Source organism: Nonomuraea sp. NPDC050790 (assembly GCF_044456745.1).
In the GTDB taxonomy this organism is placed as follows: Bacteria; Actinomycetota; Actinomycetes; order Streptosporangiales; family Streptosporangiaceae; genus Nonomuraea.
Window position 1 is genome coordinate 216684 of sequence record NZ_JBITGF010000008.1, and the last position, 13550, is coordinate 230233.

Here is a 13550-nt window from a genome sequence, read left to right on the forward strand (position 1 = left end):
GTTACCTCATCCGATCGTCTCGGCGCCTGCCACGCCACGCGGCGGCGCCTACGGCCCCCACACCCATCACTGCCAGTGCCCATTCGGGCGCCGCGCCCACCGTGGTGGCGAGCGTGGCGCGGGTCCTTACGGGCACCTTGACCACGTTCATGTCGGCGACCCCCTCGCGGGTCTGCCAGGAGACCTTACCCTCCGGCGTGACGAAGGCGGAGATCCCTGTGGTCGCGGCGGTCACCACGGCTCGATTGTGCTCCACCGCGCGCAGCTTGGACATGGCCAGTTGTTGCGGGGGAAGATTGGACAGTGCGTAGGTGGCGTTGTTCGTCTGCACCGCCAGCGGCGTGCCACCTGCCCTGACGGTCTCGCGGACGGTCGCGTCGAAGGCGACCTCGTAGCAGTTGACGGCGCCGATCGTGACCGGGCCCATCCTGAGGTCGCCCGGCTTCGTGCCCGCCACCGACTGCCGCCCGACCAGCCTGGCCCGCTCGAACAGCGCCAGGAAGACCTCCTTGAACGGCGTGTACTCGCCGAACGGCACGAGCTGCTGCTTGTCGTAGTACGCGCCGGGCCCCTTGACCGGGTCCCAGACGAGGCTGCGGGTGGCGCGCTGTGTGTCGCCGATCGAGACGACCGCGCCGACCAGCGTGGGCACCCCCACGTCCTTGACCGAGGCGTCGATGACCGAGCGGGCGAAGTCGCTGCGGTAGGGGTCGATGTCGGTGGAGTTCTCCGGGAGGATGACGATGTCCGGCTTGAGCACCTTGCCCTCGCGCGCGGCCTTGGCCAGGCGCCTGGTCTCGTTGGCGTGGTTCTGCAGGACGATCGCGGGTTCCTCGCCGAAGGCGTACATGCCCTTGCCGGGCACGTTGCCCTGGACGATGCCGATGTTGACCGACCTGCCCTCGTCTCCCGGCCGCGGGATCGCCAGCGCCACCAGGGGTACGGCCAGCGCGAGCGCCACCGGCGCCAGCCCCCGGAGCCCGTCACGCGGCGCTGGGGCGCCGGTGGCCCGGCGCACCGCCGGAAGGTGCCGGACGGCCGCCCAGGCGATCAGCGAGCCGCACAGGGCCACGGCGAAGGTCACCAGCGGCACGCCGCCGAGCGCGGCGTACGGGGTGAAGGGGGACTCGCCCTGGCTGAAGGCGACCCGCGCCCACGGGAAGCCGCCGACCGGGAAGGTCGAGCGGCACCACTCCATGCCCACCCAGAGCGCCGCCGCCCACAGCGGCCACCAGGGCAGGCGCAGGGTGAGGCGGGTCAGGAAGGCCCAGGCGGCGTAGAAGAGGCTTTCGACGGCGACCAGCGCGATCCAGGCGTCGACGCCGATCGGGCTGACCCACCACAGGGTCGGCAGCAGGAAGACCGTGCCGGCCAGGTAGCCGAGCCAGGCGGCGCGGCGGGGGCGGCAGCCGTACAGGGAGACGACCAGGAGCGCGAGGCCGGGCGGGGCGCTCCACCACCAGTCGAGCGGCGGGAAGGCGAGGAAGAGGGCCATACCGCCGGCGACGGCGGCGGCGACGCGGGCGAGCAGGAGCGTGCGGGGTTCCCTCGGCCACTTCGGCGGCGGGGCGGCGGGCGCGGCGGGGCCGGGAGGGGGCGAGGGCGGTGGGGCCGCCGCTTTCTCCTGCACCACGCCGGTCTCCTCGCGATCGCATCAAGCCGTCGCGCAAACGGTACCGCCTGGCCGGTGTGCACGGCCGCGCGCCTGGCCAGGAGTGTCGTACCTGGCAGGGTGACCCCGCGGCGCCGTCGGCCGCGAGATCACCCGGCGCTTGTGGTGATCCGCTGGCACGGGAGCGGGAAGAGGGCCCGGAAACCCTTCGGACCGGACCCGTCTCGTCGGCGGCGAGCGCGGAATTCCGTTGTCTACTGGGCTACCGGGCCCGTCCCGGGTCCAACCCCCCGCCCGGTTGGGGTGCCCCGACTCGACGGACCGACGGCCCTGCACCTGGCTGTGTGGACGGAGTCGCGCACAAAGAGTCACGCTCCGTCACGGACGCAGGATCCGACGATGTCAGAGACGGCCAACCGGCCAAGTCCCGTGCTGGACTGCGCAGCAAACTACCGACTCCAACTCAGATGTCAACCGTGTCCCGATCAGCGGAAACATCAAGTTTTCGCAGGTAGTCCCCTTGGGTGTCGCGGTGACGGCCACACGGGGCGCCACGCTAAAGCCCATTTGTCGGTCCATTTCCCCGGGGGCGCAAGCGGCTCAGCGCGGGCCCCAGCGGGCGATCGTGGGCGACGCCGAGGCGTTGTGTGGCGCGGGTCAGGGCCACGTAAAGATCGCTCGAACCGCGTGCGGACTGCTCGACGATCAGTTGCGGTTCCGTCACGATCACGGAGTCGAACTCCAGCCCTTTCGCGTCCGCCACGCCCATCACGGCCACCGGCGCGTCCAGCGCGGCCGCCCCGCCGCCCACGACCGTGCCCGGCACCGTCGCGGCCACGCTCGCGCCGAGCGTGCCCACCAGCGCGTCCGGGGCGACGACCACGACCTTGCCGCCCTCGCCCACCTCCGCCTTGACCAGTTCCGGCAGCTCGACCAGCGGCGCCGACCAGGGCTGCGCGCCGCTCTCGCGCACCGAGACCGGCGCCTCGAGCGCGGGGTCGATCGTGGCCAGCACATCCGCGGCGACCGCCATCAGCTCCACGGGCGTGCGGTAGTTGACCGTCAGCCTCTCCTGCCGCCAGCGTCCGGCCACGTAGGGGTCCAGGACGTCGGCCCAGGCGCGGGCCCCGGCCGCCGAGCCGGTCTGGGCGATGTCACCCACGATCGTCATCGAACGCGTCGGGATGCGGCGCATGAGCGTGCGCCAGGCCATCGGCGACAGCTCCTGCGCCTCGTCCACGATGACGTGGCCGTAGGCCCAGGTGCGGTCGGCGGCGGCGCGCTCGGCGGTGGTCAGGTAGGGGCCGCCGCCGCGCTGGCGCTCGGCCAGCCGCTCGGCCTCCATGACGTCGGACAGGCCGGTCAGCTCCAGGACCTCGCGCGCGTAGGCGAGCTCCGCCTCGCGCTCGTGCTCCTCGGCCTGGCGGGCCGCGGCGAGGTCCTCCTCCGCCTGGGCGGCGCTGGCCCGCAGCACCCTCTCGTCGATCTCGCCGAGCAGCTCGGCCGCCTCGTCCAGCAGCGGGACGTCGGCCTCCGTCCACTCCCCGCCGTCCCTGCGCAGCAGCGCGCGTTCGGCGGGGGTCAGGGCGGAGGCGGCGTAGTCGAGGCGTTCGGCGGAGCCGTACAGGCCGAGGAGAAGGCGCTGCGGGGTCAGATACGGCCAGAAGCGGTTGAGCGCGGTGCGCACGACCTGCTCGGTGCGCAGTTCCTCGCGCAGGTCCGCCAGCTCCTCCTCGTCGATCAGGCCCTTGCCTATCTTCTTGGCGGCCTGGCGGGCCAGCGCGTTGAGCACGGAGCGCACGAACACCGCGCGCGCCTGGTTGTGCGGGCGGCGCGAGCGCACCGCCTTGTTGCGCGCGGAGTCGAGCATGCCGGGCTCGATCGTGAGCGTGTAGCGGCCCAGCGGGAGCTGGACGGGCTTGCGCTGGACGCGCTGGCGCTCGCGCACCGCCCGCGCGATCACCTCGGCCATCCGGATGTCGCCCTTCAGCGCGGCCGTCTCCGGCAGGTCGCGGGCGGTCGCGTTCAGGCCCGGGTAGAGCTCGCCGACCGTGGACAGCAGCACGTCCGTCTCGCCGAGCGAGGGCAGCACCTGCTCGATGTAGCGCAGGAACGTCAGGTTGGGGCCCAGGATGAGCACGCCGCGCCGTTCCAGGCGCTCGCGGTGGGTGTAGAGGAGGTAGGCGGCGCGGTGGAGCGCCACGACCGTCTTGCCCGTGCCGGGGCCGCCCTGGACGACCAGGACGCCGTTGAGGTCGGCGCGGATCACCCGGTCCTGCTCGGCCTGGATGGTCGCCACGATGTCGCGCATGCGGCCCGTGCGCTTCTCGTCCAGCGCCGCCAGCAGGGCGGCCTCGCCGTTCAGGGTGGCGCGGTCGGCGTCGCTGATCGCGTCGAGGTCCAGCAGGTCGTCGTCGACCCCCACCACGGTACGGCCGCGCGTCTGCAGGTGCCGGCGGCGGGTGACGCCCATGGGGGCGGCCGGGGTGGCACGGTAGAACGGCTGGGCGACCGGCGCCCGCCAGTCGATGAGCAGGCGTTCCTGCTCGTCGTCGGTGAGGCCGAGCTTGCCGATGTAGAGCCGGCCTTCCTCCGTGTGGTCCAGCCGTCCGAAGACCAGTCCGCGTTCCACCGCCCAGAGGCGGGCGAGGCGGTTGGCGTACATGTCGGCGAAGGTGTCGCGTTCGGAGCGGTTCTGCATGGTGCCGACGGCTCCGGTGGCCAGCACGTCCTTCAACTGGACCTGGGTGCGCTCGCGCAGCACGTCAAGCCGGGTGTACAGACCGGAGACGTAGTGCTGCTCCTTGGCCAGCTCGGTTTGACGGGAGGGTGTGGGACCACTAGTGTTTGTGGTGTTAATGGGACACTCCGGGCCATTCTGCTAGTTGTTACGACAAATCACGACCCTAGCATGCCTGTTGAGACACCCAGGATCTTCCTTTCCTCGAGACGGTCACGTCTTGGTTTCACCTCTTGACCGATCCTGCCAGGACTCCGTACGTTCACACCAAGTTAGGAAACTTTCCTAACCCTCGACCCGGCGCTCGGGAACCCGGCGCTCGGGGGGCCCACGTCCCAAAGGCTGGGGGTGGGAGAGGTAGTGGTGAGGGAGATGTCGTGAGTGGTCCGGTTCCTGGTACTCCAAGTCTGCTCCGCGCGATCAACGACCGCGCGGCCCTGCAGGCGTTGCTGGAGAGAGGGCCGCTGACCCGCCCCGAGATCGGCACCCTCACCGGCCTGTCCAAGCCAACCGCCTCCCAGCTCCTGTCCCGCCTGCAGGACGCCGGCCTGGTCGTCCTCGACGGGATCAGGGAAGGACTGCCGGGCCGTACAGCAGAGGTCTACCGGATCAACCCCGCCGCCGCCTACGTCGGCGCGCTCGACGTCACCCCCGACCGCGTCCAGGCGCGCGTCGCCGACATCACCGGCGCCGTCGTGGGCGAGTTCACGCTGCCCACCGCGCGCCGCCCCTCCGGCACCCTCGTCGAACGGCTGCGCGCCGCGCTCGACGGCGCCAACCCGCCGGGCCCGCTGCGCCGCGTGGTCATCGGCGTCCAGGGCGCCATGGACCCCACCACCGGCCGCCTCGGCTTCGCCACCGCCAAGGACGTGCCGGGCTGGCTCATCCCCGACCTGGTGCCCACCCTCGCCGAGGGCCTGGACGCGCCGGTCGACGTGGAGAACAACGTCAACCTCGTCGCGCTGGCCGAGCAGGCCCACGGCGTGGCCCGCGGGCACGGCGACTTCGTGCTGCTGTGGGCCGACGAGGGCATCGGCATGGCCATCGTGCTCGGCGGGCGGATGCACCGCGGCGCCACCGGCGGCGCCGGCGAGGTCGGCTACATGCCCACGCCCGGCGCCCCCACCGCGCGGGAGGCCGGCCGCTACGCCAACCACGGTTACCAGGCGCTCAGCGGCGGCCCCGCCGTACACACTCTTCTCCAGTCATACGGCGTGCGCGGCTCGGACTTCCGCCAGGCCATCGCCAACGCCACGCGCGCCGCCCAGGGAAGCGGGCAGCGCGCCGACGACGCCAGGGCGGGGCTGCGCGATGTCGCGGCCCGGCTCGCGGTGGGCCTGGCCTCGATCACCTCGGTGATCGACCCCGCGCTCATCGTGCTGACCGGCGGCACCGTGCTGACCGGCGGCGAAACCCTGCGTGAGCTCGTCGAACACGAGCTCCACGCGCTCACCATCCTTCGACCTCAGGTGCGCTTGTCGACCATGGAAGGCAATCCCGTCCTCGCCGGCGCGCTCGACCTGGCCCTCGACACAGCCCGTGACGAGGTCTTCAGCAGTACGGTTACCACGCCATGAGGAGGCACCCCCCGTGCGCTTCGTTCCCCTCGCGGTCGCCGGGCTCACAGCCCTGGTCCTGACCGCCTGCACCGCGGGCAAGGAGGCGGCGCCGTCACTCGGCGCGCAGCCCAAGCCCTCAGGATCGGCCTCGCAGGCCCTGCCCGCGGCCACCCTCGAACTCTGGCACGGCTTCTCCACCGATGCCGAGGCCAAGGCGTTCGAGGACTCCATCGCGGCCTTCACCAAGAAGTTCCCGCAGATCACCGTCAACACCAAGAAGGGCGTCCAGGACGACCAGATCACCGCGGCCATCCGCGGCGGCAAGGCGCCCGACGTGGCCGCCTCCTTCACCACCGACAACGTCGCCCAGTGGTGCAAGTCGGGAGCGTTCCAGGATCTGACCGCGGTCATCCAGCAGGACGGGATCGACCTGTCGGTGCTGCCCGAGGCCTCGCGCGCCTACACGGAGTTCGAGGGCAAGCGGTGCGCGATGCCGCTGCTGGCCGACGCCTACGGCCTGTACTACAACCGCGCGCTGATGAAGGGCAGCGAGCCGCCGAAGACGCTGTCGGAGCTGACCGAGCTGACCAAGAAGCTCACGGTCCGCGACGCCAACGGCGACATCAAGGTGGCCGGGTTCATCCCCAGCTCGCAGTACTACGAGAACAGCCCGTCGCACCTGGGCCCGATGGTCGGCGGCAAGTGGTACAACGACGACGGCACCTCGGCCATCGGCTCCGACCCCGCCTGGAAGCAGTTGCTGACCTGGCAGAAGGAGCTGATCGACTGGTACGGCTACGACAAGCTCGAGAAGTTCCGCAAGGGCCTGGGTGACGAGTGGGGCGCCGAGCACCCGTTCTTCAAGGGCAAGGTCGCCATGATCCTCGACGGCGAGTGGCGCAACGCCATGATCGCCAACGACCCCAAGGCCAAGAGCCTGGACTACGGCACCGCCCCCCTGCCGGTCGCCGACGACAAGCCCGACCTGTACGGCAGCGGCTTCACCGCCGGAACCGTCATCGGCGTCCCCAAGGGCGCCAAGAACCCGCAGCAGGCCTGGGAGCTGATCAAGCACCTGACGACCGACACCGACTCGCTGGTGACGCTGTCGAACGCGCTGCGCAACGTGCCCACGACCAAGGCCGCGATGGAGTCGCCCAACCTGGCCAAGGACGACAACTTCAAGACCTTCCTCGACATCTTCGCCCACCCGAAGACCTCGACGCTGCCCGCCAACGTCAACAGCGTCTTCAACCAGGACGCCTTCTCCACCTTCATGGCCTCCTGGGAGAAGGGGCAGGTCAAGGACCTCGACGCCGGGCTCAAAGAGGTCGACAAGCGCATCAACGACAAGATGAAGCTGTCCGGAGGCTGATGTGGCTTCCCGCGCTCACGCTGCGCCGCCGTCCCGGTGGCGGCGCAGCGAGGGCCTGCGCGCCCTCGTGTGGCTGTCGCCCTGGCTGGTCGGGATCACGATCTTCTTCGTCTACCCGCTGGTCGCGACCGTCTACTTCTCCTTCCACCGCTACGACCTGTTCACGCTGGAGTTCATCGGCCTGGACAACTGGCGCTACCTGTTCAAGGACGACCGGGTCTGGACCTCGATCAAGAACACGCTGTGGCTGGTCGTGTTCATGGTCCCGGCGCAGTTGATCTTCGCTTTGGGCGTGGCCCAGTTCATCACCCGGCTGAAGTCGGGCCTCGGCCTGATCCGCACCATCGTCTACCTGCCCTCGCTGGTGCCGATGGTGGCCGGCACGGTGGCGTTCGTCTTCCTGATGAACCCCTCGACCGGCCCGTGGAACCAGTTGCTCGCGCTCGTCGGCATCACCGGGCCCGACTGGTTCGGCAACCCGGCCTGGTCGAAGCCGAGCCTGACGCTGCTGGCGATGTGGAGCGCCGGCAACATGATCGTCATCTTCATGGCGGCGCTGCTCGACGTGCCCAGGCACCTGTACGAGGCGGCCTCCATCGACGGGGCCAACGCCTGGCGGCAGTTCCGCAGCGTCACGCTGCCGATGATCTCGCCGGTGCTGCTGTTCTCGACGATCACCGCGGTCATCTACGCCCTGCAGTACTTCACCCAGGCCATGATCGCCTCCCGGGTCGCGTCGGGCTCCACCGACTCGGCCGGGTCGGTGTTCACGCCCGGCTATCCCGACCAGTCGCTGCTCACCCTGCCGCAGTGGCTCTTCCACGCCGGCTTCCGCGACTTCTCCATGGGCTACGCCTGCGTGATGGCGCTCCTGCTGTTCGCGGCGGCCATGTTGTTCACCCTGGTCCTGCTGCGCAGGTTCCGTTACGCGGAGGAGGTCTCATGAGCGCCACCGCGACGGCGCCCGCACGGCGGCGCGCCGCCCGCGCCAGACCGGCGGCCGGCTCCCGGCGCAGGACGCTCTTCTGGATCGCCAAGCACTCGATCACCATCGTGCTCTGCCTGATCTTCCTCGGGCCGCTGGTCTTCGTGTTCCTGACGGCGCTGATGACCGACGAGCAGGCGCTCACGAGCGAGCTGTGGCCGCAGACGTGGAACTGGTCGAACTTCGCCGCCGTCTTCGCCAAGTCGAAACTGGTGCAGTGGACGCTCAACACGTTCATGTACGCGGCGCTCGCGACGACGTTCACGCTGCTGTCGTCGATCCCCGTGGCCTACGCCCTGGCCCGGTTCCGCTTCCGCGGGCGCAAGCTGGCGTTCCTGCTGGTCATCACCACGATGATGCTGCCGCCCCAGGTCGTGGCCGTCCCGGTCTACCTCATCTGGGCCCGCTTCGACCTGACGGACTCACTGTGGCCGCTGATCCTGCCGATGCTGCTGGGCGACGCCTTCTCGATCTTCCTGATGCGCCAGTTCCTCGTCACGATCCCCCGCGACTACACCGACGCCGCCCGGGTGGACGGCTGCTCCGACGTCAAGACGCTGTTCAAGGTCATCCTGCCGATGGCCAGGCCGGCGATCGCGGCGGTCGCGCTCTTCCAGTTCTTCTACTGCTGGAACGACTACTACGGCCCACTCCTGTATGCGGGAGTCGACCAGGAGGGGTGGACGCTATCGCTGGGTCTGGCCACCTTCAAGGCCTTCCACAGCGTGCAATGGAACCTCACCATGGCGGCCACGCTGCTCGTGACGGCTCCGGTCATCGTCATCTTCTTCCTGGCGCAGAAGGTGTTCATCGAGGGGGTGACATTGACGGGGGTGAAGGGCTGATCCTGGCCATCGACGGGGGCAACAGCAAGACCGACGTCGCGCTGGTCGCCGCGGACGGCAAGGTCCTGGCCACCGTGCGCGGCGGCCCGTTCACGCCGCACACCGAAGGCGTCCCCGCCGCCGTCGCGACGGTCCTCCACACGGTACGGCAGGCCGGCATCACCACCTCCCCCACACTGGTCGCGGCCTTCCTGGCCGGTGCCGACCTGCCCGCGGAGGAGGAGGTGCTGGCGGCCGAGTTCGCGCTCCAGGGCCTCTCCGGCCGGATCGTGGTCCGCAACGACACCTTCGCGCTGCTGCGGGCGGGCGCGTCCGGGCCGTGGGGCGTGGCCGTCGTCTGCGGCGCCGGCATCAACGCGGCCGGCGTCTCCCCCACCGGCAAGGTGGCCCGCTTCCCCGCGCTGGGGAAGATGTCGGGCGACTGGGGCGGCGGACAGGACGTGGCGGAGGAGATGCTCTGGCACGCGGTGCGCGCCGAGGACGGCCGCGGCCCGGCGACCGCGCTGAGCACGCTGGTGCGCCGGCAGTTCGCCGTCGGGTCGGTCGAGGAGTTCGTGCTCGACATGCACTTCGGCCGGGTGGATCCGGCCCGGGTGCTGGAGCTGGCGCCCGGGTTGTTCTCGGCCGCCGCCTCCGGTGACGCGGTGGCAGCCGCCCTGGTCAGGAGGCTGGCCGAGGAGGTGGTCGTGATGGCGGAGGTGTGCCTGCGCCGGCTCGACCTGCTGGAGACGCCCACCGAGGTGGTCCTGGGCGGCGGCATGCTGACCGCGCGCGACCCGCTCATGACGGCGCTGCTCGACGGTGAGTTCGCCGGGCGGGCGCCGCGGGCCAAGCTGATCGTCGCCGACGTGCCGCCGATCGCCGGGGCGGCGCTGAGCGGCCTGGACCTGCTCGGCGCCACCGAGGAGGCGAAGGCCCGCCTGCGCGCCCGCTACGCGCCCCTGCTGCCCTGAACGGCCTCCCCGCCGCCGCCCGCGGGGAGCCTGTTTAGGGGCTCTGAGCTGCGGATACTAATCACCACGGCACGAGTTTCGCGACTCTGGGTGATGGTGTGACCACGTTTAGCTCGCAGATCAGATCGGCGCGGTGGCCGGCGGTGCTGGCCGCGTTCTGGTTGTGCGTGGCGTTGTGGTCACCCGGTCACGCGGTCGGGGCCGCGGAGCCTGTGGCGGTGGCCTCCGCCGTACATCTGGGCGAGGAGTGCGGCACCGAGGAGGCCGGTCCGCGCGGCGCCCGCCGCCCGCCCGTGAAGCGGCCGCGGTTCGCGGCCGCCCGCCCCTCCCCAGGGGTACGGCGGGCCGCGCCCCCGGCCAGGACGGACGGCCACGCCGAGCGACTGGTCCTGCTGAGCGTCTGGCGGCTGTGAGCCGGGCGGGGAGACCTCTCCCCCGCCCGTCAGCCATCATCACCAAGCGCTCGGAGGGTGATTCGCCATGCGCGAAACCGACGTCTTCTCGGAAATCTGGACCTTCTTCTGCCAGCGCTGCTCGCACGTCTGGCAGGACGAGTACGAAGCCCGCCACCTCGACGACGGGCACGGCGGCGACACCGTCGCCTGGCGCCACCACGGCGTGCACAGCATGCCGCCGTGGGCGCACGCGACCTGCGTGAGCTGCGCCGGCGTCACGGTCAGGGTCATGCCGGCCGTTCCCGGCCAGCGCTGAGCACCCGAGCGGCCTCCGTGTCGTGCGGGGGCCGCCCGCGGGGTCAGTCGACGGGTTCCGTCTCGCCCTCCAGGAGCGGAGGCCGGTGCTCGTACGGGGTGCTCAGGACCACGGTCGTGCGCGTGGAGACGTTGGCGGCGGCCCTGATCTGCTGCAGCAACTCCTCCAGCCCCACCGGCGAGGCCACGCGGACCTTCAGGATGTAGCTCTCGTCGCCGGCGACGCTGTGGCAGGCCTCGATCCCGTGGAGATGGGCCAGCCGGTCGGGGGCGTCGTCGGGCGCGGCGGGGTCGATGGGTTTGATCGACACGAACGCGGTCAGCGGCAGCCCGACGGCGTCATGGTCGATCACGGCGGCGTAGCCGCGCACGATGCCGCGCTTCTCCAGGCGGCGCACCCGCTGATGCACGGCCGAGACGGACAGTCCCGTCTCCCTGGCCAGATCGGTGAAGCTCATCCGGCCGTCCTTGGCCAGCAGCGTGACGATCCGGCGGTCGATCTCCTCCATCGGTCAAAGGTAGCGGCTTCGTGTCACGGCGCGGTTCCGACGGGCTCGGCGCCCGACCGCATCGCGTGCTCGACGAGCGTGATGAGCACCTCTTTGCCCGAGTCCTTACGGCGGGCGTCGCATAACACGATCGGGATCTCGGGCTCCAGCTCCAGCGCCTGGCGGACTTGGCCGACGGTGAAGGGGCGGGCGCCGTCGAAGCAGTTGAGGGCGACGACGAAGGGGGTGCGGTGGCGCTCGAAGTAGTCGATGGCGGGGAAGCAGTCGGCCAGGCGCCGGGTGTCGGCCAGCACGACCGCGCCCAGGGCGCCGAGCGCCAGTTCGTCCCAGACGAAGTAGAAGCGCTCCTGGCCCGGCGTGCCGAACAGGTAGAGCATGTAGTCGTCGCGGATCGTGATGCGGCCGAAGTCCATGGCGACCGTGGTCGTGGGCTTGGTCTCCACGCCGGACAGGTCGTCGACACCCGCGCTGACGTGGGTGATCATCTCCTCGGTGCGCAGCGGGCGCGTCTCGGAGACGGCGCCGACCATCGTGGTCTTGCCCGCGCCGAACCCGCCGGCGATCAAAATCTTGATCGCGGTCGGCAGTCGCCATCGTTCAGAGCGACCGAAGTCCATCGAGCACCGCCCTGTGAAGTGCCCTGGTCAGAGTGACCTGTCAAGGCGCAGAGAAAAGGTCCCATCCACTTACCTGGCAACGAGACACCCTAGCAACGCCACAATTTCCACTCAAGGCACAATCCATCACAGGAAGCCATATGTCCCGCTTTGTCGCCTAGAGCACGGTAATACACGGCGGGCCGTCGCGCTCGTAAACTCCGGAGTCAGCAAGTTGTCAGGCCATCAGGCCCGAAATGCCATGAAAACCGGTATTAAATCCGATCTGACGACGCAGGTACGCGGCCGTCAGCGGGCTCACCTCACGCAACGGCCCGATCAGCGCCGCCGCCTCCTGGGCCAGAACGGTCATCCGGTCGGTCACGTCGCCGTGACTGACGCCCAGCATGAGCACGTTGAGATCGCCCCAGCTGACATCCCGGCGATAGGAGGCCAGGTCGCCCAGCAGGTGCAGATACCGCTGCACCTGCCGGCTGGCCGGCTCCAGCTCGCCCAGATTCCGCCGCGCCCACGGGTCGCCCGCGTAGATCCAGTGTGACAGATCAACAAAGCTCGAACCGCAACTGTCGGCATTGTCGAGATATCGCCCCAGCGAGGGCACGGTCCCCGCCTCCCGCCACACCCAGGCCCGCGCCATGGCCGACAGCATGCGTTCGAGCTGCGCCCGCCAGTGGCCGCGCAGGTCGGCGAAGCCGTTGGAGGTGGCCAGCTCGTCGCGCAGATCCGCCAGGAACCGGGTGGCCGGCACCCTCGGCGCCGCCCCGTCGGCCACGGCCAGGCAGTCGTGGCGCAGCTCGTCCACCTCGTCGCGGGTGGCCGCCGCGTGCTCCACCAGCCACCCGACCGCCCGCACCCATAGCGCCGCCCGGTTGGCCACCTTCAGCCGCTCCGCCGCCGACCAGGGAGAACTGAACGCCGTGGACAGGCACAGCGCATGGTAAAGGTCGGGGTCGAAGGCCGCCCTGGGGAACAGGCCGCCGTACATCTCGACGCAGCGGCGCAGGTCACGGGCGCATTCGGCGGCGAGCGCACAGACGCGACCCAGCTCGGAGGCCTCGCCCAGCTCGTCGCCCGCCACCCTAGGGCCGCTCGCTCAGCGTACGCACCATGACGCCGACCCCCACACCGCGTGTATCGACCTGTGGGCGAATTGTCACATGATCGCGCACTACCGATCAAGGTATGCCCCAGTTGCTAAACCATCCCATCCCACCCACCCATGTGCCCCCCTCCGTGCCGAGAGCCCCCACCCCCAGACACCCCTCCGCCACCACGCCCGCGCCCCGGTCGTCGCTCCAACACCGGTCCCCGCGGACTGACCTGCCCAGCGTGCATCTCCCCGGCAGCCTGGCACCGCTCCAGGGGTGCCTCGGCGACCCTGGAGCTCCGCCCCCAGCAGACCGAGACCCAGCAGACCGAGGCCCAGCGGCGCGGGGCCGTCGAACCAGGGCCAGCGAACCGGGCCAGCGAATCGGGGCAGCGAATCGGGGCGGCGTGCCAGGTAGCCGAAAGGCCCAGGCGCCAGGAAATGGCCGGTGACCGGAAGCGCGGGCGGCCAGAAGGGTGGGCGCGGGTCGGCAAGGGCGAGGGCGGGTCCGTGGGGTTGAAGGCGGGCAGGTTAGGGCGAGGACAGGTCGGTGGGGGT

At 70.6% G+C, this 13550-nt stretch carries 12 protein-coding genes; 7 read left to right on the forward strand and 5 right to left on the reverse strand.

Annotated features, from left to right (window positions below; all coding sequences use genetic code 11):
* Position 1 precedes the first annotated feature (1 nt).
* Both lnt and ACIBEJ_RS37235 read right to left on the reverse strand, forming a co-directional pair.
* A complete protein-coding gene (lnt, locus tag ACIBEJ_RS37230) occupies positions 2 to 1633 on the reverse strand; it encodes an apolipoprotein N-acyltransferase (RefSeq protein ID WP_397187631.1) in 1632 nt (543 codons plus the stop codon).
* A gap of 535 nt (positions 1634 to 2168) precedes the next feature.
* Entirely contained in the window at positions 2169 to 4313 is a 2145-nt protein-coding gene (locus tag ACIBEJ_RS37235; protein ID WP_397187898.1) for a HelD family protein, read from the reverse strand.
* A gap of 416 nt (positions 4314 to 4729) precedes the next feature.
* Between ACIBEJ_RS37235 and ACIBEJ_RS37240 the strand changes: the two genes are divergently transcribed.
* The 7 genes from ACIBEJ_RS37240 (at position 4730) to ACIBEJ_RS37270 (ending at position 10780) form a co-directional block, all read left to right on the forward strand.
* On the forward strand, positions 4730 to 5929 hold the full coding sequence (locus tag ACIBEJ_RS37240; RefSeq protein WP_397187632.1) for an ROK family protein: 1200 nt from the start codon (positions 4730 to 4732) through the stop codon (positions 5927 to 5929).
* Between the two features lie 13 nt (positions 5930 to 5942).
* The gene (locus tag ACIBEJ_RS37245) at positions 5943 to 7286 is read left to right on the forward strand and encodes an ABC transporter substrate-binding protein (RefSeq protein WP_397187633.1); all 1344 of its coding nucleotides are present in this window, start codon (positions 5943 to 5945) and stop codon (positions 7284 to 7286) included.
* Position 7287: 1 nt separating this feature from the next.
* Positions 7288 to 8232 carry a carbohydrate ABC transporter permease gene (locus tag ACIBEJ_RS37250; RefSeq protein ID WP_397187634.1) on the forward strand — a complete coding sequence of 315 codons (945 nt, stop codon included), beginning with the start codon at positions 7288 to 7290 and terminating at the stop codon, positions 8230 to 8232.
* Positions 8229 to 9116 carry a carbohydrate ABC transporter permease gene (locus ACIBEJ_RS37255; protein WP_397187635.1) on the forward strand — a complete coding sequence of 296 codons (888 nt, stop codon included), beginning with the start codon at positions 8229 to 8231 and terminating at the stop codon, positions 9114 to 9116. The genes ACIBEJ_RS37250 and ACIBEJ_RS37255 overlap by 4 nt, the downstream gene beginning before the upstream one ends.
* Positions 9002 to 10069 (forward strand): N-acetylglucosamine kinase, encoded by a 1068-nt coding sequence (locus ACIBEJ_RS37260; protein WP_397187636.1) that lies wholly within the window; start codon positions 9002 to 9004, stop codon positions 10067 to 10069. The genes ACIBEJ_RS37255 and ACIBEJ_RS37260 overlap by 115 nt, the downstream gene beginning before the upstream one ends.
* A gap of 98 nt (positions 10070 to 10167) precedes the next feature.
* Entirely contained in the window at positions 10168 to 10482 is a 315-nt protein-coding gene (locus tag ACIBEJ_RS37265) for a hypothetical protein (RefSeq protein WP_397187637.1), read from the forward strand.
* A 67-nt stretch (positions 10483 to 10549) separates the two neighbouring features.
* Complete coding sequence (locus ACIBEJ_RS37270) at positions 10550 to 10780, forward strand: hypothetical protein (protein WP_397187638.1); 231 nt, start codon at positions 10550 to 10552, stop codon at positions 10778 to 10780.
* A gap of 43 nt (positions 10781 to 10823) precedes the next feature.
* Here the strand turns inward: ACIBEJ_RS37270 and ACIBEJ_RS37275 are convergent, their stop codons facing one another.
* The 3 genes from ACIBEJ_RS37275 to ACIBEJ_RS37285 all read right to left on the reverse strand — a co-directional run bounded on the left by ACIBEJ_RS37275 (position 10824) and on the right by ACIBEJ_RS37285 (position 12983).
* Positions 10824 to 11288, reverse strand: a complete 465-nt coding sequence (locus ACIBEJ_RS37275) for an Lrp/AsnC family transcriptional regulator (RefSeq protein ID WP_397187639.1) — start codon at positions 11286 to 11288, stop codon at positions 10824 to 10826.
* A gap of 23 nt (positions 11289 to 11311) precedes the next feature.
* Entirely contained in the window at positions 11312 to 11905 is a 594-nt protein-coding gene (locus ACIBEJ_RS37280) for a GTP-binding protein (protein ID WP_397187640.1), read from the reverse strand.
* A 217-nt stretch (positions 11906 to 12122) separates the two neighbouring features.
* Positions 12123 to 12983 (reverse strand): terpene synthase family protein, encoded by an 861-nt coding sequence (locus tag ACIBEJ_RS37285; protein ID WP_397187641.1) that lies wholly within the window; start codon positions 12981 to 12983, stop codon positions 12123 to 12125.
* Between the last annotated feature and the right edge of the window lie 567 nt (positions 12984 to 13550).